General features: G+C 36.7%; 17 protein-coding genes. 1 reads left to right on the forward strand and 16 read right to left on the reverse strand.

From position 1 onward, the window contains the following. Positions 1–81: 81 nt before the first annotated feature. The 16 genes from IPM34_06930 to IPM34_07005 form a co-directional block, all read right to left on the reverse strand. Positions 82–465 (reverse strand): cupin domain-containing protein, encoded by a 384-nt coding sequence (locus tag IPM34_06930; GenBank protein ID MBK8955273.1) that lies wholly within the window; start codon positions 463–465, stop codon positions 82–84. 135 nt (positions 466–600) lie between these two features. Next, positions 601–1,467 carry a nucleotide-binding protein gene (locus IPM34_06935; protein ID MBK8955274.1) on the reverse strand — a complete coding sequence of 289 codons (867 nt, stop codon included), beginning with the start codon at positions 1,465–1,467 and terminating at the stop codon, positions 601–603. A gap of 163 nt (positions 1,468–1,630) precedes the next feature. Beyond that, complete coding sequence (locus tag IPM34_06940) at positions 1,631–1,858, reverse strand: hypothetical protein (protein MBK8955275.1); 228 nt, start codon at positions 1,856–1,858, stop codon at positions 1,631–1,633. Between the two features lie 68 nt (positions 1,859–1,926). Further along, positions 1,927–2,955 carry a hypothetical protein gene (locus tag IPM34_06945; protein ID MBK8955276.1) on the reverse strand — a complete coding sequence of 343 codons (1,029 nt, stop codon included), beginning with the start codon at positions 2,953–2,955 and terminating at the stop codon, positions 1,927–1,929. A 192-nt stretch (positions 2,956–3,147) separates the two neighbouring features. Beyond that, positions 3,148–3,261 (reverse strand): SH3 domain-containing protein, encoded by a 114-nt coding sequence (locus IPM34_06950; protein MBK8955277.1) that lies wholly within the window; start codon positions 3,259–3,261, stop codon positions 3,148–3,150. A gap of 9 nt (positions 3,262–3,270) precedes the next feature. Next, positions 3,271–3,567 carry a hypothetical protein gene (locus IPM34_06955; protein ID MBK8955278.1) on the reverse strand — a complete coding sequence of 99 codons (297 nt, stop codon included), beginning with the start codon at positions 3,565–3,567 and terminating at the stop codon, positions 3,271–3,273. A 505-nt stretch (positions 3,568–4,072) separates the two neighbouring features. Continuing rightward, complete coding sequence (locus IPM34_06960; protein ID MBK8955279.1) at positions 4,073–5,119, reverse strand: IS5 family transposase; 1,047 nt, start codon at positions 5,117–5,119, stop codon at positions 4,073–4,075. Between the two features lie 299 nt (positions 5,120–5,418). After that, on the reverse strand, positions 5,419–6,792 hold the full coding sequence (locus tag IPM34_06965) for a hypothetical protein (GenBank protein ID MBK8955280.1): 1,374 nt from the start codon (positions 6,790–6,792) through the stop codon (positions 5,419–5,421). 91 nt (positions 6,793–6,883) lie between these two features. Further along, a complete protein-coding gene (locus IPM34_06970) occupies positions 6,884–8,287 on the reverse strand; it encodes a hypothetical protein (GenBank protein MBK8955281.1) in 1,404 nt (467 codons plus the stop codon). Between the two features lie 848 nt (positions 8,288–9,135). Further along, positions 9,136–9,585, reverse strand: coding sequence for a hypothetical protein (locus tag IPM34_06975; GenBank protein MBK8955282.1), 450 nt, complete (start codon positions 9,583–9,585; stop codon positions 9,136–9,138). Between the two features lie 258 nt (positions 9,586–9,843). Further along, the gene (locus IPM34_06980; GenBank protein MBK8955283.1) at positions 9,844–10,890 is read right to left on the reverse strand and encodes an IS5 family transposase; all 1,047 of its coding nucleotides are present in this window, start codon (positions 10,888–10,890) and stop codon (positions 9,844–9,846) included. A gap of 483 nt (positions 10,891–11,373) precedes the next feature. Then, positions 11,374–13,503, reverse strand: coding sequence for a VCBS repeat-containing protein (locus IPM34_06985; GenBank protein ID MBK8955284.1), 2,130 nt, complete (start codon positions 13,501–13,503; stop codon positions 11,374–11,376). A gap of 58 nt (positions 13,504–13,561) precedes the next feature. Continuing rightward, a complete protein-coding gene (locus IPM34_06990) occupies positions 13,562–14,587 on the reverse strand; it encodes a hypothetical protein (GenBank protein MBK8955285.1) in 1,026 nt (341 codons plus the stop codon). A gap of 835 nt (positions 14,588–15,422) precedes the next feature. Beyond that, positions 15,423–18,416 carry a DEAD/DEAH box helicase family protein gene (locus tag IPM34_06995; GenBank protein ID MBK8955286.1) on the reverse strand — a complete coding sequence of 998 codons (2,994 nt, stop codon included), beginning with the start codon at positions 18,414–18,416 and terminating at the stop codon, positions 15,423–15,425. Between the two features lie 337 nt (positions 18,417–18,753). After that, positions 18,754–21,090, reverse strand: coding sequence for an LTA synthase family protein (locus IPM34_07000; protein MBK8955287.1), 2,337 nt, complete (start codon positions 21,088–21,090; stop codon positions 18,754–18,756). Next, positions 21,087–21,545 (reverse strand): GNAT family N-acetyltransferase, encoded by a 459-nt coding sequence (locus tag IPM34_07005; protein ID MBK8955288.1) that lies wholly within the window; start codon positions 21,543–21,545, stop codon positions 21,087–21,089. The genes IPM34_07000 and IPM34_07005 overlap by 4 nt, the downstream gene beginning before the upstream one ends. 188 nt (positions 21,546–21,733) lie before the next feature. On the opposite strand from IPM34_07005, the gene IPM34_07010 reads away from it, so the two are divergent. Then, complete coding sequence (locus IPM34_07010) at positions 21,734–22,108, forward strand: 30S ribosomal protein S12 (GenBank protein MBK8955289.1); 375 nt, start codon at positions 21,734–21,736, stop codon at positions 22,106–22,108. Positions 22,109–22,133 lie beyond the last annotated feature (25 nt).

Genomic DNA, 22,133 nt, shown 5'->3' on the forward strand with positions numbered 1-22,133 from the left:
CCCAAAAGATAGGTATTTTTATGAATATTTAGAAGTCCCCTTTATTTAATATCTTCAATTTTAAATGCTACAAGGCTGTTATTAAAAAAAAAGTTCTTTCCAATACCCAGCTACCGAAATTACTTCCCCTGCACCCGGCCAATTGGGTATTGTTGTTATGATAATACATAATGGCTCTTTTCCCAGATTTCTAAATTGGAAACTGTTCCCTTTAGGTATATTGACAGAATCGCCTTTTTTTACAGGTACTGGTAAACCGTCATTTTCTTCTTTTTGCCACATTTCACCTTCTCCAGAAATGAAATACCAGATTTCTTCAACTGTCTTATGCTTCACCGCAGCAGATGTTTTGCTAACAGGTAAAGTACAATGACAAATACCAACTGCATTTACTTTTGCCAGCAATCGGATTTCTGAACCATCTGGAGCAAGGTAATTATAATCTTTCTTCAAACTGATTTTCATGTAATAGGAGGCCATAATTTAGCTCTTACAATCTGTTTGTATTTATATGCAATTGCAATTAGGATACTAAGAATGCTTTTAATCTATCAAGCTGGCTAGCAATAAGTAGCTTTTTAGCGTGAGGTTCATCACCTTTCAATATTTGAAAGTCTTGTTCGCTTGCCCTGAAATACTCAGAAGATTTTCTAATTGTATTTTCTGGCCTGTTAAAGGAGTTTCAGAATACCAGCCGTTTGCTCGATTTATTGTATAGGTCTGATCATCATCAAATACAATTTCTCCAACTCCTAAATATTTTGGTATGTTTGGATCATGAGAATGATCTCCTTCCCAATAGTAGAAAAATTTTCGATTTTTAATGTCCAAATCTGTGGCTCGACTCCAGTATTTTGCAATTTTCTTTCCTTTGTTTGTCCATGCCTCGCCATCAATTCTATATAACTTACTATTTAATGCACGGGTGATCGACAGTAGGCTCAAAACAGAACCCGCATCTTCATTAATCACATACTGCCACCAATGGCCCAGTATTAAATATTCAAGGGAAATTTTTGTTTTGTTTACCCAACTATTTAATGCATCCCGGATTATTTGCGCTGCTTTCTGAATATCTTTTATTGTGTTTTCACCTTTGTGATCATAAAATATTGTGGTTAAGCCAAGCCAGTCAGTAGGTATCTTCGTACCAGTCGCTATAAGCAGGAAAACCCTGGAAACTCCCAGATGGCCGGCAAAAAGCCCTGCTTCATATATTACATTATCTCTGGGTGAACTGGTGGCAACTTCTCTTGATTCAGTCGTGTCTTCCTTACCAACAATAAATGCTGCAAATTCTGTATCGGTTGCTTTATTGGCCAATGATTGAAGTGTATGTTCGCCTTGTGGAAAAGAATTGTACCAAGGCTCAGCATTTACCGTTTTGCCTAACTTACTTATCAGTGCATCTACAATTGGTTTTGACTCTGATGCTGATCCAATAAATAATCTTGGTTTGGTATTCATAATTTATTTATCGGTAAGCTTTATTTAGAATCTGAGATGAATTATCTGTTCAAGAAAATCTTTCTTCCCATACACGGAAAATATTTTTAGTTTCGATTTCATTAGGTTTCATTTTTTGTTTTAATATCATTGTATCGTGAATATTCCGAGAAGAATTTAGTTTTCAATTTAGTGAACCTTCAATTTCAAGCTCTTTTCGATAGGTTTCATATTTATTTGCAAATGCCTGTTCGGCATCACGTGGAAAATTATATGTGAATACATGTTTGACATCCGTGCTGTTCTGTATCTCTCTTGTTGCACGGTAAGCTTGTAACCATTCATCGTAGTGGCTGATAAACTTTTCAGCATAGGGTATTAATTCAGCGGGTATAAGGGTGTGGTATTTCACATTTATTTGATTTTGTATTTAATTGTATTTTGTTTTGAGTCATGAGCAAGTGAAAATAGTTAAATTACTTATCCTACCGCCTCCGTTAGATTTAACTCCAATTCTAACTCTAATTTAGTAGACGATATTTCAATCGATTTACTCCCGATCAAATTAATTATATTGTCATCGGATTTCCTGTGCAAAAGTGTTGCAACTAAATTATATTCTCCAGCTGGAATATTTGATGCTGAAAAACTTACAGCCTGATCATCTTCTGGTAATAGTAAAAGAATTGGTTCTTTTCCTTCAATAGGGGAAATTAGTTTTACATCTGCTGAATTAAAACCGGCTTCAATAATATCCGCTGCAAGTTCCTTATCGGGAAATGTCGAGGAAAGTTTTAATGTTACATCTATACTTCCGAATGCGGGCTCAGTTGATTTAACATTGTCATCTTTACTACTAATTGGGAGTAAGAGATCTTTTAGTCTATCCATAAATTTCATAACACGTCCGGAATAAAAGCCGCAAATAAAAGAAAATACGATTAATCCTTTATTTACGGATATGTCAACCATATTTTCATTTACTCCGGATATAAAATGATACCCCAAGATCAAGACAATAGTACAAGCTGGAGCATAGAGCATTTTAGCTATATGACCTGGCACTTCATTAGGATCAAAACTTCGAATGCCTTCAGTTGTTTGGGTTTCTTGGCTTTTTGAATTGGCAATGCTAACATAATAGATGAGACTAACCAAGACACCAAAAAGACTCCAAAAGAAGGCTTCTAAGTAGACATACTTCCCAGTAAGCCAAAAGGTACTTTTAATTAAGAGTCTGATCTGGCTTAAATAGTTGAATGCAGCATTCGATGTTGTCTTTTCAAGAATAGTCATCATTTGTATTTCTTGAAGACTATCCAGTTGATTGTCATAATAGGATTTTAGTAAGACTAAAATTAGATTATTTCTTTCTGATCTCAGAATAAGTGTATGAGAAGCTTCTGTTTCATTTTCATTTACATTTTTATCAGGATATGCATCTAAATAAATTTTAATTGTACTGAGTTGTTCTTTATTAAGTTGAACATGTTCTCTTCCTTCATTCATTGTAACTGAGTGGCAGTATAAATAGATGGCCACAACTAAGATTAATGACAAACACAGTGTAAGTTGCCATCGCGCGCCGCCTTTTCCTAAGTTTTTTATAAAATTCTTAAAATTCGTAATTAGCATATATTTCTATATTATGGTTAAATAATTTGAGGATACCCATTCTTCTTGATTGTTGTGGATGCATGATCATCCGGATGGATCGGATGCATAGATGTTGATTTCAGTACCAAAATTTACGGTTCTAAGGACCGGCTTATTTTTGTTGGGACCCGATCTTACATTGAGAAGATTGTCGTTCACCTTAGCCCGTTAAGGAGCAGTTTCTATAGACAGTTGTTCTTTTAGTGTATCGATTTTGCTTTTTACAAAAGGAAGTAAAAGGTTCTCTGCATCTATTATTTTGTTGCCATTAAAGAATGAAGATCCGGGACATGTTTTTTGCTTTCCTATTGTAACTCCTGAATTAATTTGTTCTTCGGTAAATTTAGTTCCCGTTGTATCATGCCAATGATGATAGACAATTTGCCATTTTACGGGATTTAATTTAAATTTAATACATAATAAAGCATTGACAAGGATAATGGCGGCTTTTTGTTCTTCACTCATTGCATCACCACCAACATCAAAATTTCCGAAATTTTCTATGCAATAATCCCTGTATTTGCTTTGGCAATTCAAATTGGAGTGATGTCTTTAGGTCTGCATAAGGCAATTTATCTGGAAGGGAAAATTGTTATGTTTTGTATGATGTCATTCCATTAGTTCGACTGAATATGATAACGATTCATGGCTTCTAGCCAGAGCATTTCTTATCTTTCAGCTTTGAGGCTTTTATAATTTGGTTTCCAAGTGTGATGATTTTGGATTCTGTTAATTTCCCTGATAAATAGTGTTTCCGAAATATATTTAATAAAAGCATTAGGGTTAAAAATTGTAAAGTTTGTTAAGGGGACTTCTATTTATTAAAAAAGTTCGTTTCATTTGTTCAAATGATATTCATTTAAACTTCAAAGGCTACAATGGAGCTTTTGCAAGCAAGGTTTTTCAACAATTTCGATCCGGTTTTCAACAATTTCGTGAATTTATTTGTGATTTTTCAGTTCCGGGCACACTATGCCCATGCTACTTTTCTTTTTAGTTGGATAATCCGGAATAAATTATATGTTATGTTTGTCAGTCCAATTTGAAAAGAAGATCTTACTTTACCTATGCAACGTAATTTCATTTTTCCAAACATCGTGGTGATACAACCAAATACATGTTCAACTCGTGCACGTGTTCTTGATAAGTTCGTATTTCTGTCTTGCTCCCTGTCGTTTAATGGACGGTTTCTTCTTCCTTTCTGATTTATACAAGGTATCATCCCTTTCTTCCGGATTCGTTCTCGGAAATCCCAGCTTGCCGAATCTCCATATAAGCGTTTTCCTTTATCCCGTTTTTCTATCAATACATCCGTCATTTCACCATCATAAACATTCGCAGGGGTTATTTCATAGTTGGTAATCAGTTTGGTGTTTTTATCGATCTTCACATGATCTTTATAGCCGTAGGCTTTGCGATTATGGTGCTTTACCCAGCGGGCATCGGAATCTTTTTGTCTTCCAATATTTGGGTTGTCCTCCCATTCTTGTGGTATTTGCCCATTCTTTATTAAGTCATTATCCTCTTTACTATTGCGGTTAATTTCGCTTTCTACAATATGAGCATCTACAATACTACCCTTATTTATTATTACCCTATTCTGGTGTAATAGTTGATCCAGTTTTTTGAATAACCTTTTATCCGCCTTCTTTAAACTCAATTCATTCTTGAACGACCAGATTGTTCTTGCGTCAGGAATCTGATCCGTTCCTCGTATTCCTAAAAATAATTTAAAACTTGTCCGGTCTGCTATTTGGAATTCCATTGATTCATCACTTAAATCATATATTCTTTGAACAATTAATAACTTGAACATCATCACTACATCATAAGATGGCCTGCCGGGACCTTCTCCCGTTCTTTTAACAATTTTTTCCAGCTCCTTTCGAAAATATTCAAATCTGATGTAATCGTTAAGCTTAGCTAATGGATCTTTATCAAAAGAACGAAGTTTTTCAACAAGCGCATCCCACTCAAATAGCTCAAGTTGTTGCTTTGGTGTAATGATTTTGGCCATATAGAATTTTTCCCAAAAGATAGGTATTTTTATGAATATTTAGAAGTCCCCTTAATTACATTTTGGGGTTAATTTCCTAGATTTGAGGTAGGTAATAAGAGGTAATTTATCATAACAAATATTTCAACAAGAATGCTTTTTAATTTGTATTTAATAAAATAATTATATGCCATGAGCAGCTACTTACAAAATATCCAATTACATTTTAAGTATTATTTAAAATTATAAAACTATTGAGGTTTTATAATTTGTATATAGCCTCTTCATTAAGTTGGGTTTTTGAGCTAATATAATTTAGACTAAGCAGGCGCAGATTCAGGTGCTAAAACTGGTGTGAGTCTCGAAAAGCATCCTATTAGTTGTATTCCTTTTATTTCTAATTTATTTTGGTTAAAAGTTGAGTTTCTTATGTCAAATGGGCCAAATGAAACAGCACTAGCGAGATTTTCCTTATCTGTTACTGACCAATTAGCTGTAATATTCACATTGCTAATTAAAACAAATGATGTTGTTAACATTGGAAATATACCTGGATTATTTTCAGCAGTACCTGTTGAATATTGACCTTGGGTTCCACCGTATATATTCCAGCCTGGCATGCTCAAAAGAGCAAGATTTAGCCATGGCCTGTCAATATTTACCCGACAGAAATTAAATGAAATACCAAAACTATCCGCGCCGATTGAATTTTGCGTCGGCAAGTCTTTTATAAGTAAATCATTAAGGAAAATCGAATTTTTTGCCGAATAGATATTTGGTTTAATTAATAACTGGTCAGAATTTATATCTTGAATTTTAACATTTTTAATTAATTTTTCATTTTTTACAAAACTATTTATGGGAATCGGTCGTTTGATTTTAGTTAATGTGTTAGCTGTTAATAATTTTTCCTTAAATTTGTTATTCAGCATTTCATAGGTTTTGTTCGCCATAGGAGTATCCAACTCCTTAAACACTTTTTCAGTGTTTAATTGGAATAAACTTGGAGTTGTGGTGTAAATTTTAGTATTATATTTGTTAGCTACTGCCAACTTATTACTTGTAATTATATTATTCATCCTAGATTTTATAGGCTCGATAATAGCATTGGGACTCTTCATTTTAATTAAACCACCCTCAATTAATTTTAATCCATTGCTTCTAATAAAAGGTGAGCTTTTATCTGTTAAATCTACGGGCTTTATTTTATTGGATTCGATAGTAACCTTAGTCCAAAAGGCAGCAGCAGTTTCATCATACCAATTTGTTGGTGTCGCTTTGCACGGATGGTAAATTTCAAGAGGATCAACATTGCTGCCTCTTACATACTGTCCAAATTCATATTGAGCGTCAGCAAATAATTTAAACATAGGGTTTGTGCCAAGATCTGTATCGGGTATTCCATTTGGCCTCGCGCTAGATAGTATTATATCGTATAGATCGTCAATGTAATAAGCGGAGTTCTCAAATTTTGATTTACTCAATGTTGGTGCAATATTTGCTAATGAAGTGAAAAGTTCTTCTGCTAATAACTTGTCGTATTGACCAGAGTTATTTTTTAAATCATCTGAATTTATCGGTATTCCAGGCCATGCCATTTGCAAGAATATGTTAGGAGGGGGTGATCCACCCATATTGAATGCGTTTGCTAAAGTATTGTATACACTTGCAATAAAATCGATTGCGTTTGCCATATTAGATAAGTTAAATTATTTGATTGAATTTGAAGTTAAGTATCCCTTTGCATATTGGCAAAGGGATACTTAATAAATTAATTATGCCGAATTATTTTGGCATATTTTCGGGGGCACAATATGGAACTATTGAATTAATCCACCCTATAATTTGGACACCCGGTACTTCAATTACTCCATTTGCGAAAGCGGAGGACCAATTTTCTTTGGAGTTTGATTGTGAGTAGTTGCCCCCTATACTAAATGGACCAATGCCAACGTTGCCACCGGCATGCAATGTAGACTTTATCATTTCAGAATCAGCTTTGGCCCACTTTGCCTTAATTTTAATTCCTTTTGCAACAACAAATGATACTGGCATAAGTGGCCACATCGATTCTTTCTGGTTTTTTGTGCCATTTGAAATACCACCTTTTAGTGGGGAAAAATTTCCAAGATTCCAGGATTTTGTTTCTAATAAATGATAGCTCATCCATGGCCTTCTTATTCCTACAAGTTTATAAGAAAATTCAAAACTCAAGTTTTCAGTTTGACTGCTAAAATGGCGAGATTCTTTGCTACCATCAGCGCTTGCACCTATACTCCATATTCCAAGACTGAATCCTGCTGATCCTCCCCATTTTTTGTAATCTGAACTTTGATCTGTGGATGAATTTCCTGCAGAAATCTTTACAGTTGCCCATCCAGAGTTATCATTCGAGCTAAACCAGTTAGAAGGAATTAAATTTACACGATGAATATTTACGGCCCCACCTCCTGTTTCTTCTAAGCCGGCTGCATAACCATTAAAAAGGTCTTGGGCTTTTTTCCAAGCAATTTGGAGTCCATTTTGATTGGAAGTAGTCATGATGGCAAGATTTTGTTCAATTAAATCTGCCTTACCTGCGCGCCATTTGTCCCATGCTTGTTTAACAGGAATTTGCATGGTGGGTGATACTAATGGCCATGTACTTCGTCCTTGTGGGGTTTCCTGTGATGCTAAGTATGATTGCAAGTAAGCTAAACGAGCATTTTGATATGCTGTTTGATTATCTAAATAATCCCTGTAGAGTTGTGTTTCAATAGTCTTTTGACTAACTTCACCTGTATCACCATCCCTAATGTCAACAATACGGTACAAAGCAGCATAGGCTGCATTCAGTTGTGCATCATTTGCTGCATTTGTTGGTTGCTTTGGTAAATTCACAGAATTAAGAATATCTCCATAAACTTGGGTAATGGTTTTTCCACTATCTGTATAAAGAGTATTTGCTAAAGGAATTGCATCAACCAACCTAGCATTATTAATTGCAGCATCTTGACTGCCGTTATTGTTTCCGGGAGTCCAGGGATTGCGGTAATCATCTGGATTTATTGCCATACCAGGTTTCATTAACGTCAACATTGAAGTTGCCGCAGTTGCAATTGGTTTTCCTCCAGGTTCTGCTTTTGTAACAGAATTAAAGATGTTGTCAAATACGCCTTGCACTAAGGCGTCCATTTCTTGCGCTGTCATAAATTGATAATTTTAATAATTTTGCTTACTCTATCCAGTTTTCAGCTTACCTGTTGCTTACTTTATTTTTTAAAGTCGTTTTTCAGCTTGTCCGACTTAGGATGGTAAGCCCTGAAACTAACCGATAATATTTTAAAAAATATGTTTCACTTATTAAATTATGTAAATTCATTTAAAACTTGCATTCAAATTGTTGAAATATTTTAATTCAAATATCATTTAATAGCATTTTAATTTAATATAATATAACTTATTTCTGCAAATACCTGTTTTTCAACAAAAATTATTAACTATCAGATAAAAGGGAAATAATACATAGATCCAATTGTAAGCAAAGGCCTCTCGACATGAACATCGTTCCAAAAGTGAATAGTTGTTTTTTTAAAAATTTTAAATGGTCTAATTTTAGGTGAGCTTACATAACTATTGAATGTAACAATGGCTTTTAAAATCGTATTAGCCTTGGGGGCATTAAAGCTTCGGTTAATGTAGTTTTCAAAATACCCTTCAGTAATAGTATTTAGTTGGACTTAATTGGCTTTTCAATTCGATGCTTTATTTTAAAATTAACTTCACTGAGTTTTACAGTTACAGCATCATTATTCAGCAGCTAGCAATAATCTGTTCAGGCTTCCTTGGTTTTTACTGTTAGTCCTTTCGAGGCAAATCATTTTAAGATAACTCTGTCCGACTCATTTTAAACCATCTTATTTTTTGCTTTAGTACATTAAGGTTGGTTCCAGCATAATGGGTTATGGTTCTAGGCTTCATTTCGTTATATAAAATTTCGTCAGTTCGAATTTATATATTTTTGCCGTAATAGCACAAAATATAGCTGTTAGTAATGGTTATTTATTTACTTTTATTCCTGTTATTTCGCCTTTTGTATTTGATGCTGTTTGAGAAAATAGACCATTAAATATTTTATCTTTGATAGTCGCAGTGATTATTCCACTGGTTTGTCGTTGTCTGCCATTTTCTATATAATTAAGTGTCATAATGTTGTGTTTAATATTTCCTTCAATTTTCATTGACGTTCTTAAATCATAATTTAAAGATTGGTTATTTATTGCAATTTTTTCTGCAGTACCCTTGACTAATTGATTATTTTCCGTTATGAATAACTTCCATTTTATTTCTAGTCCCACATATTTTTTTAAATCTGCTTCTCTGACCTTACACACCATAATCCACTCTCCGTCAATTTTTTTGTCTACATTTGGAAATATTTGCCAAATTGTAATGACTAATGCAAGTATACCAACGATTGTTCCAATTTTTGTATATTTACCTTCCATATTTATAGTTAAAGGTTTATTAATTTTAGTTCAATAATCAAACCTTCGAGTGTAGGTACCCCAGCTTGGTTGGTTTTCAAGAAAATAATATATAGGGGACTTCTATTTATTAAAAAAGTTCGTTTCATTTGTTCAAATGATATTCATTTAAACTTCAAAGGCTACAATGGAGCTTTTGCAAGCAAGGTTTTTCAACAATTTCGATCCGGTTTTCAACAATTTCGTGAATTTATTTGTGATTTTTCAGTTCCGGGCACACTATGCCCATGCTACTTTTCTTTTTAGTTGGATAATCCGGAATAAATTATATGTTATGTTTGTCAGTCCAATTTGAAAAGAAGATCTTACTTTACCTATGCATCGTAATTTCATTTTTCCAAACATCGTGGTGATACAACCAAATACATGTTCAACTCGTGCACGTGTTCTTGATAAGTTCGTATTTCTGTCTTGCTCCCTGTCGTTTAATGGACGGTTTCTTCTTCCTTTCTGATTTATACAAGGTATCATCCCTTTCTTCCGGATTCGTTCTCGGAAATCCCAGCTTGCCGAATCTCCATATAAGCGTTTTCCTTTATCCCGTTTTTCTATCAATACATCCGTCATTTCACCATCATAAACATTCGCAGGGGTTATTTCATAGTTGGTAATCAGTTTGGTGTTTTTATCGATCTTCACATGATCTTTATAGCCGTAGGCTTTGCGATTATGGTGCTTTACCCAGCGGGCATCGGAATCTTTTTGTCTTCCAATATTTGGGTTGTCCTCCCATTCTTGTGGTATTTGCCCATTCTTTATTAAGTCATTATCCTCTTTACTATTGCGGTTAATTTCGCTTTCTACAATATGAGCATCTACAATACTACCCTTATTTATTATTACCCTATTCTGGTGTAATAGTTGATCCAGTTTTTTGAATAACCTTTTATCCGCCTTCTTTAAACTCAATTCATTCTTGAACGACCAGATTGTTCTTGCGTCAGGAATCTGATCCGTTCCTCGTATTCCTAAAAATAATTTAAAACTTGTCCGGTCTGCTATTTGGAATTCCATTGATTCATCACTTAAATCATATATTCTTTGAACAATTAATAACTTGAACATCATCACTACATCATAAGATGGCCTGCCGGGACCTTCTCCCGTTCTTTTAACAATTTTTTCCAGCTCCTTTCGAAAATATTCAAATCTGATGTAATCGTTAAGCTTAGCTAATGGATCTTTATCAAAAGAACGAAGTTTTTCAACAAGCGCATCCCACTCAAATAGCTCAAGTTGTTGCTTTGGTGTAATGATTTTGGCCATATAGAATTTTTCCCAAAAGATAGGTATTTTTATGAATATTTAGAAGTCCCCTAAATTATGATATGTTAAACCTAATTCACAACCTCTAACATATAGAAATTCTTTAAAACTTGATAATTGATACTTATTTCTATTTAACATTTTGAAGAACATTGCAACATTGTCGATATTAAGTTTAGTTTGCGTGTATAACTTATCATGTAATAAAGCAATGACTTTAGATTCAGTCCCTTGAGAAGAAGCAGTTGCTTTTAAGAAATATTTTAATTGCAATTGTTGATTAAAATTCCTATTTTCTTTTAAGAATTCTAATATGTGATTTAATTTAGAAACTTGGTACATCTTTAATTAGGCATATGACATAACGGTCGCATATACGCAGCCCAGCCGAATTGACTGGGTTGGCGTATATGCTGTGTTGTGAGCCGGATTGCTTCTTGTTCTTTTATTTTCTCCAACTGCTTGAAGAAGAAAGATTCCTGACTACCACCAACCCAATCTATGATAATTATGTCTATGAATCCATCTTGGATAAATTGCAGTTAGTCCAACAGAACTTTGGTAAGAACGAAGAAGTCCAAACCAGTCGTTATTACGAATAAAAATATCTTCCCAATCTGCAGAGCCTGCAAAATCCCCCACAAGAATCCTATCTGGGCTACCTAAATTCCAACTACCTATCCAGTCAGATTGCCAACTACCTGAAAGATTGTTGCCATTTGACTTGAGAACACCTAGATATTGGGTTACCCAATCTACTGAATTATAAACATACAAATCTTCATCACTATCACCGTCAATGTTTGCAACATAAAATTGGTCATGTGGTGCTAAACCATTCCACCCAGGAACATCACCATCAAACCGCCTAACATAAGCAAGAGAATTTCCTGTACTTCTCAACATCTGTAAATACTCCATTGACCAATCCTCTCCATTAAAAACATAAATATCTTTTCTACCATCTCCATTGAAGTCAGCGATATAAAATTTGTCATGTATTCGCATATCATCCCAACCCGGTAGTTCCTCATCATACCGTCGTACATGTTGCAAATTGTTGCCCGCTGAGCGCAACATTTGCAAATACCCTATTGACCAATCTTGTCCATTAAATATATAAAGGTCCTCTCTGTCATCATTATTAAAATCTCCTACATAGAATAAATCATTTCTCCTCATTTCTCCCCATCCGGGCAAATTATCATCATACCTTCGTACATAGGCAAGGTTGTTTCCAGTACTTCTTAGCATCTCAAGATATCCCATTGACCAATCTTCTCCATTGAAAACATATAAATCGTCTCGTCCATCATCATCAAAATCACCTACAAAAAACTGGTCATGCGGTCTCATATCGTCCCAACCAGGTAATTCAAGTTCAAAAAGTCTAACACAAGTAAATCCATTTCCATTTGAACGGAGCATTCCTAAGTAAGGGAATGCCCAATCAGAATGGTTAAATACATATAAATCGTCTCTGTTATCATTGTTAAAATCACCTACAAAAAAACGGTCTCCTGGTCTAAAATCATCCCATATGGGAATTTCTCCTGTTACTATCCAAATGGGTTCTAATTCAGCACTTCCACTACGATATAAAGCAAGACTATTATCATTGTGTATCACTATATCGTCCAATCCATCGCCAGTAAAATCCCCAACATAACTTCTGCTATAAGTATATTCATGGAACGGGTCCATACTTGTTTTCATTTGGTCATAACAAACAGGACAGAATGGCGGTGTGTTTCCTCTCATACGACAATTGACAGCTGGTCGATATATTCCATTATCAAAAGCATTGTTAGTATTCAGAACCCCTCCTTCAAAAGTTCCTGCATCATCACTATTAGACCACCATGCCGGTTGAGTTCCTTGATTAAATCCAGCACACCCATTTCCTTGTCTCGCATTTTCACCCGTTGGAATTGGGGTAGTTGGGCGTACAAAGTCGCGCCACTTTAGTGTATTTCTATTAGTATCAATAGTTAAATTCACAAAGACGGGTTCTGCGCCTGTATAAGTACCATTACGACAATATTCATCACGTAAATTACCCACCATATGCCCCATTTCGTGGGCAGCGGTTGTCCATGCACTACCTAAAGTAACAGCAAGAGAGTTACCTCGTCTGCAACCACCTCCATTGGGCTCATTCAGCACAATAAAAACATAAGTCCAATTAGGAATATTTGTGTCAAGAATGCCATTGACAGTAGCATTTGAAGTGGGTCCTGGCTCCATCCAACATCTATTCCAATTTCCGCTATACCTGTATCCTAATGCTGTATTTCTTGCAGTAGTAACATTTCCATTATTATCTACTTGAGTAACTCCCGAATTAACCGAATTAACATTGATTCTGAAAATATTAAAGGCATTCATTGATTCCCATAATGGTCCTTCTGTGAATACCTGTTGCATTATTGTATTATCCACGTAGTTGTTGAATGTAGTTTGGTCAGCTCCTGCTTGAAATCCGTCACCAATTATGACTAGATTTAATTTATTCGCATTTTCTCCGCTACGGAGTAAAGTGGTTACAGTTTGAGATAGACCCTCGAATTGGGCAAGGAGCAAAAAGATGAAAGTTATGATTGTTGCGTTCATTTTTTATTATTTAAATTGTAAGAGTGAGATTTGTAAATTAAATAAAAAAGGAAATAACCTATTGTCTGGTCAAATCCTCAATTGGAAAATCTTCCGAAGAAAGAATGATTCTCGTTACTCTCTTGAGGCTTTTTTGAATTTCTTCAAATTGTTTGATTTCGACAGTAGGCGTTGATATTGCACCTTCTACCTTATAGAATTGCATGGATATGGATTTCAATTTTTTTGGATTGACCAGTTTGCCAGGTATTGAAATATCAAAATGTCCAATTTTAGCTTCAAGTAGTTCATGTTCCTTTTCCGGTTCAGGATAATAACTATGCATTTCTAAAGGGTCTTGAAATGACCCTATGGCAATAATCTTCCCGTCCATTTCAACAGTATAAATATAGTCCGACACCATAACTGGTGGAACAGTTAGTTCACCAGAAAGAATTAATGCTTTTTCTACTTTAATAACATCGCCTTCCAAACGAAAACGAAGTCTAACATATCCTTCACCATCTTGTGTTTGGACAATTCGTTTATCTTTTTTTATAAAAACCGAATCTTTAAGTGTTGCGATTTCTTTTGCCGTTCTTTTTGAACCACTTCTACCATCGCTTTCAGCTAATTCAATTTCCTCTACTTTCTTCTTGACATTAACCGTTGGTATATCCCCTTGTCTTACTTGGGAAGTATCCTTTACCTGATATTTTGGGTTTAATCCATCTTTGGAGGTAGGCTTTCTTCCTTCTTTGCTTCCTTCCACGCCTTTAATTACTAGTTCTCTTTTACCGACATTAAGTAGATACCTCTTTTCTGTACCAATGAGGTGTACCAAAGCAGCTTCAAGTGGTTGATTTTGAATGGTAAGATTAACCTGTTTTTCCTCAAAATCTTCAATTTGTACTGTAATCTCTTCTTGTACTTCCATTTGCCTGAGGACTTTAGACAAGGGTTGGTTCTGGGCATCAATGCTAATGGTTTGGTTTCCCCAATCCATTTTTATTGTTACTCCAGAATCTTTAGATGTTTTACAATTACTTGCTACAAAAAGGCAAGAAGCAAAAAACAAAAGCTGAAATTGAGTTAATGGTTTCATGATAAAATTTTTTATTTGATTTACATTTTGATGTTTTTCTGGTTTTCATTATTTCCTGGCTCATAACATCTAAATATCCGCAATATTGCGTTCAATATCCTATCCCCGCCTCAAAAGCGAATATCTAAGTCATCAAATAGGTACTTAACTTTCCTTAAATGCAGGTACGTAATACGGGTATAGATCTATGCAGTTTAAATACACTTATGTACCACTCCCTTACAAATGAAGTGTAGAGTAAAACGGTAGCCGATTCTGTGCCTTACAACATCACTGCTAAATAATCAATTCTTAAAGAGCCCCATGATCTTTGCAATCTAAACCCAGGCACTCATTGCTACAAACAACGAGCTTAGAGAATGTTCTTACTAAAAAAATCATTCATGTTTAAAACGGCTTCGCCGCACCCACTCCCATAAAAATTCCTGGAAAGGATAAAACACCACTACCACCCCAGACTAAAAAATAGATAGAGTCTAAAAATTGAACTTTCCTTGGAAGAAAGCTACAGGCTAAAATCTGCCAACTGCGTCTTTTCGGGGCGGCTGGTACAAACAAAGTTAATAAGTTTTCAGATTTGTTACCATGTGGGCAAAAATATTTATTTTTATAATATGTTGTTTCATACGTATAATTTGAATGGAATGAAGCATTGCGGTCCTATTTGATCTTAAATCTTGTATGCTAATCATTATAAAAATCTTTGATAAGCATTCTGTAACCCATGCCACAAAGCCACTTTGGCTAAATGCTTCTCAAAGCGATTTTTAAGCTGCCTTTGGGTGTGCGTTTACCAAATTCATAAGTGGCACTGTTTTCATTGACGTGGGTTAATCTAAAGGATCCTCTCTTCCAATTGATCCTTCCAGACTACAAATCCCTTCCTCTCATCTGAATAGTTATGAAATATTCTGCTAAAATTAATCGGTTGGGTTTCCAGAAAAGCCTGACGGCCCTGGTTTCTGAGGATGTTAAAATCCCTTTCTATTGATTTTAATTGTTCCTGTAAAATTTCTATGTTTTTAACGATATGCCAGATATACGTGGCTTCTTCCGTGTCGAGCGTTTCCAGCACTACATGATATTTCTCTTCCCCGGTCAAAAGAAACACAAAAGAAAATGGATTCAAAACAAACCGGATCTTTATAATGGTACGATCGTGTTTATTTGCCAGATAACGCAATTGTCTGTAGTGTCTGGCTTTTTCATTTTTCAGCAAGTCATCGATAAGTTGCGCTTCAGAATGATACAGGGCTTTTCCTTTTTGGTCTTCCTGTAACTCACCCAGATCAAGCATGTTGGTTTCCTTCCGCCCATATTGTTGCCCAATGATGCCTTGCTCAATATAGCGGAACTTTACACTTTCTATGATCTCCCGATTGATTTTTTCCAGAGCATCAGAAGTGGCCATTTGCGAAACCAGCTGACCATTTTCAAACTCTGCAAATACTTTGACTTCCACTCTGTTTGATTTCAGTATTTTAGTGAAGTAAGGTTTCAAAACGTCAAATTCAGGTCTGATTACTTCATTTTCGATTTCAAATTCCAGTTCCGTTTCTTTATCAGAAACCTTGTATTGAAATGAAATGGCTCCAAATTGAAAATTCAATTGATCAAAAGATAATTTGAGGATTTTATCCAGTTTAAAAGTCTTTGTAGGTAAATGCTCTGGATTTTCAAAATCGTCAAATAAAGTTGCTTGTTTTTCAAAATGCCTGTAATGGATATTTCTTTTCAAAAACAATCGGTTTAAATAATCGATCTTTCGATCTCTGTAATCGTAAATGACAGGAGTGACTTCCGATCTTTGCACGCGGCCAATATATTGGATGAGCTTTCCTTTAAATGAAAACGGATACACAAGAAAAAGACAGGATGCATTTCGAAGATCTGTTCCTTCGCCAAATAATTGTCCTGTAGTTATCAATGCCTGATAATTCCCATCATTCAATTGTTTCCATTTCGTTTTCCGGATGTTTTCCGGTTCATCTCCAATTAATGTGATGACTTCGTACGAGCTTTTTATAAAATGATAAAGGATATTAATATGGTCTTTTCTTTCGGAAATGATGATAGCCTTTCTCCCTTTGTTTAGTTCTGAAATAATATCCTCCAGTATCAGTTTATTTCTGGTGGTATCGTGTATCAAAATTTTTGACAAAGTTTCGAAAGGGTCTGTTTTAAGGTTAAAAGGCACATCCAAAGTCGTGTCACGGATGACGATTCGGGCTCGTTTGTAATGTTCGATGTCTTGTGGTTTGATCTCGGATATAATTTCTCCCAAATGAACGAATATCATTTTTTCGTCACTTCCTTTTCGAAAGGGTGTAGCCGTTAATCCATATTGATAGTATGGGGAAAGTTTAGAAATGGTATTTCGAAAAGTTTCTGCGGAAATATGGTGGCATTCATCTATAAGAATCGTTCCAAATGAATTTGCAAATTCTTCTGTGTTTTGTTTTTTTAAGTATTTCTCCAGGCTCTGGATCATGGCCACAGTGATCATTTTTCCGGAATTGACTTTTCCTTGTCCAATCCTGCCTATTTCGTTTTTGGAGATTCCCAGAAATTCCTGGATGCGCTCAATCCATTGTTCCATCAGTTGTTTCCGGTGTACGACAATGAGTGCAGGTTGTAGCTTGTCTGCGATGATCTTTAAGCCGATCACTGTTTTACCTGATCCGGGTGGGGCAGAGATAATTCCTAAATCTTTGCGGTTTACGGCATTAATGGCTAACAACTGATGCGCTCTTAAAGTAAGCTTGGTGTGGAATAGGATTGCATTGTGTTTCTTTCGTTCATCCTGAAATTCAAAATCCAATTTTTGCTGTTTGCAATACCGAATCAATTTCCCTATAAATCCCCTGGGAATGATGATTTCCTGATCCGTTTCTTCAATCAACCGGAAAAACTTTTCAGTGCCCCAGGTGCTTCTGCCTGATTTCATTTTGATAAAGTATTCCGAATTTGAAAAATTCAATTCATTTTTAAGGAACTGGATCAGATCCGGCGTCATACCTGATCGGTTGATACGGATTGAATGCTGAAGTATGATGAATAACTTTTTGGAATAAACAATGGATGAAACTGGGGAGCTGTTAGGAAAAAGTTGGTTGAAAACTGCGTCGAGCTGTGATTTCGTTGCCCGCTGAATGTTTAAAAGAAACTTCCACTGATCTTGATAGGCTTGAAATTGATTATCTAAGAAACAACTATTTCCTGCTTCCAGGGCTGGCTTGTATAGGGGCAAGGCAATAAGATTGCCCAATCCTTTTTCGGATAGGAAGTCCTGGTTAGGAAAAAGCCTGTCAAAGCTTGAATTTTTATCAAACTCCGAAAAAATTCCGGATTCTTCTAAAAGCTGAATGAATATTTTGCGACTTTTAGCAGAAGGGTAGGGTTGGTCAAAAAATATCCAAACATGTCCACCACGTCCTGAACGGGATCGTTCCAGGTAGGCCGGAATATTATATTTTGAACAGGCGTTTATCAATTGCTGACTTTCATACTCCCAATGGGCTTTATCAAAATCTGCTGCTATATACCAGGACGTGTTATCTTGCAACAATGGATATATACCTATGAGTTGTTCCCCATTAAGGTGCTTTATAAATTCCTGATCTGTCAGAGGAAGATAAGTCTTGTCTTTATAATCTTTGAAACTCCCTCCTTTCATCTGATGCAGCCGATACATGTACCTGTCATATTGATACGCAGGCATGTATCCGCTCTTATTTTGCTTTTCCCAGCGGATGGCAAAGACATCTTCTCTTCCTTTGAAAAGGCTTTTGAATATGTTTAGTTTATCCAGGTCTGAATATGGATCCATTAACTGCATTCTGTTATCATATCATTGAATTCCTATAACCAACATTTACAAACCCATCCATTTGAAATGCAGATTTTGTATGAATTTGCTTTGACAAATATCCCGAAATCAGCTGTCTGAACTGTGATTTATAGGATGACCATGAATTACATTATCTTATATTGATAGGCTACAGAAAAAAATATAGAACGATGTACAGATTTAATATCTTTTTTATCTTCATTTTTATAGCGTCTATCCCGGTTTTGTCAATTCCCCACCACATCCAACACAATTCAACCATTGATCATATCTATCATGTAAATCACACCAATCACACCAATCACAGTTCAGACAGTTACCTCCCCAAAACCCTTCCCCTCACTTCCTTCAGCAAACTCACGCCCATCTCCTTGTCGCGGATCTGCACATCGAGCATAACATTGTTCCTCCATTCGGGGAGTAGGATCACCGGTATATGAAATTGCAACGTCGAGGATCCGGTTTTGCTGAATTCCTGGGTGTGCAGGATTTTACCGGTAGACTTTTGTTTGATGCTTACGATGCAGGCTGGATGAAAATTAAAAATGTTCCAACTGCTCAGCGTTAAGTCGATGTAATATTGCGAGTAGCTACACGGCAGATCCTTGAAAATAGTCAGTCCGTCTTCAGGTAAAGGGAGTTGTTCTTTGACTTCGTACAACGCCACTTCCTTATAGCCAAAATAATCGTCGTATATCTTCGTTGGCAACAGCATCTCGTCTTCCGTCGCCACCACACTGGCTGCGCGATAGCATTCCAACTTGCGTTGTAAAAAATGAAAGGTCTTGTTGTTGTAATATTCCTCCAATTCAAAATTCCGGCCCACTTTAAACATACGGTTGCCTTCCGACAAATACATTCCGTTGTAAAAAAAATCGTCGATCCGACGGTTGTCCGTCATCAGGGGTATGACTTTTTCAATTTGAAATCCAGTGTCAAATTTAAATCCGGTCGATAGCGCACTGCTGAACCGAGGCACGCGCAAACCATATTGTTTTTGTAACCAGGGCACCAGCGTCTCGTACAAATCTAAATGGCTGCAGACTTCATGGAAGGTTCGCGGATGCTGGAGCAGGGGAGAATAGAGCAACAGCGGAACGTGATATTTCTTTATGGAATTGGGTATGGGGATTTCCGTGATGGCATGGTCGCCGGTGATGATAAATACCGTATTGCAATAATCTTTGCGTTTCGCAAAATCGGTCAAATACATTTTTAAGGCATCATCGACATTCAATAGGGCTGTGTAGTACTTTGCGCATTGTGTAAAATGTTTTTTCAGTTCGGGATCCCGCAATTCCTTCAGATGTTGTTTGTACCTGCTCCTGTACAAGCCTTCGTCTTTGGTTGCAAAGGGGGCATGCGAGGTTCCGGTAAAAAATACATCGTACCTGCTGCTGTCTTCTGTTTCTTCAGTCTCCCGAAAATATTTCTTAAATAAATCGATGTCGTTGTATCCCCAGAAATACTTTTCCTTGCCGACAAATACTTTTTCAAAATCTGCTTCGTAATCTTCTTTATCGATGATGTCGCCGATGTTGTTGAATCGGTAAAAATTTTCCTTGCCGTGAAACCAGGCTCCCTGTCCGTAAAAAAACCGGGTCTTGTAAGCATTCTCATTCAAAACATTCACCAGCGAAAAATGATAAGGATACTTATCCATCAAGGCAAATCCATTGTTGCCAAAGGGGAGGGCACCGTTCAGAGATGGAGTGGCACCGAACGATCGTTCGGAAGTCGCGAGGCAGCGGTCCCAGTACAAACTCTTTTGCGACAAGCTATCCATAAACGGCATCAGCTTCATGCCATGCAGGTCGTGAATAAAATCGTCGGCCAGTCCTTCAACAATGATCAAAACCAGATGAGGCGGTTTCTCGCCTGGAATCAAATACTCCGAAAGTTTTTCGCTGCTGTCAGCCAGATGCAGAAATGGATAGTGTAAATCCGTATACTGCGGACCCGGAAATTCCTGCTGAAATCTTTTGGCATGTTTGCGCAGATCTTTGTCGGTCAGCTTCAGATAAATTTCTTTAGCGATGTTGACGTATAAAAATGTGGACTTGTTGACAACGAGATTACCGGATACGGGAAGTTTGAAACTGTTGCTGAGAATAATGGAAATAAACGAACATACTAAAAAGACATACATCAGGAATTTTTGCGTCTTTTCTGACAACACGAGTTTATGCAGGGTGATGGCCAATATAAAATACAAGAGCATGATGCTGCTGTATTTGATCAGAGCCGGCAATAAAACATGCGATTCTGCAGTACTCACCGAAAATACCAATTCCTCTGTTTTGTGCTTAAACACGAAAACGTCGAGTGGCCGCAACTGATAGAAAAAGTATTCGGAAATGGTGATGTGCATGAACGTAAAAAATCCGATCAGGTACCAGCCGTACTTTTTTCCAAATCCGGGAAACCGGGCTAACAGTTGTTTGTGCAAGGGAAATACCAAACACAAGACCAATCCACACTGAAAAATGTCGGTGACCAAACCGAGCAACTCGGATGCGAACAACTGTTTGGGATCAAACCGGAGATACACATGCAGGGTCTCTGCAGTCCGCAACATCAAAACAGTCAGGATCGCAGCAAAAAAATAACTGAAATAAGTATTTCCGATAGACTTGACAATACCTCGAATCATCCCTGTTCAAATTCGATCACGCCGTTTTCCCAACCCGGGATCAGCGCAGCTCCATACTTTTTATAAAACTGACGGGCCGGTTCGTTCCAGTCCAGGACCTGCCATTTGACTTTTTTAGCTCCCTGTTGTTTCGCTTCTTCGAGAAAAGCTTCAAACAACATTCTGCCATACCCGTTTCCGCGAAGCGCCTCCTGAACGATAAAATCTTCCAGATACAGGGTCTTGCCTCCCCAGGTCGAGAAGTAAGGGAAAAATAAGGCCATGCCCACCACACCCCGTCCGTCGATCTCGAGGACCAGAGCTTGAAACAAACCCGAGCTCAACCCATCGCTGTAATCGCTTACCTGGGTTTTGACTGCTTCGGGGGCTTTCTCAAACAGAGCCAGTTCTTTGACCAGTTCGAGCATGGCTTCGGCATCGGAGGGTACGGCTTTCCTGATATTCGCGATTTGCATACAACTAGATCTATGTTTGGCTGGATCAGCCTGTTAACGACATGCAAAATAATAGAATAAAATTCAAGTACGGCTTTGCAGATCTGCCAAAGTATACTATTTTTGCGTCTCTTTATGGGATAGGTATGCCATAAGGTATTGAAAATGTGTAATCTATAAAAATTCAAAAATTTCAGATAAACTAAAATATGCCTACTATTAATCAATTGATCCGAAAAGGACGGGAAAAAGTGGAGTACAAAAGTAAGTCCAGGGCCCTCCAGTCAAATCCGCAAAAAAGAGGGGTTTGCACCAGGGTTTATACGACCACTCCGAAAAAACCAAATTCCGCCCTCCGGAAAGTAGCCAAGGTGAGATTGACCAACGGCATTGAGGTGATCTGTTACATCCCGGGTGAAGGCCACAACTTGCAGGAACACTCCATCGTACTGGTGCGTGGAGGCAGGGTCAAGGATCTTCCGGGTGTGCGTTATACCATCGTCAGAGGAGCCCTCGATACAGCCGGAGTGAATAACCGCAAAAAGAGCAGATCCAAGTACGGTAGTAAAAGACCTAAGAAATAAAATATCATAATCGTCAAATAGATTT

This window comes from Saprospiraceae bacterium (assembly GCA_016716185.1).
Classification (GTDB): domain Bacteria; phylum Bacteroidota; class Bacteroidia; order Chitinophagales; family Saprospiraceae; genus Vicinibacter.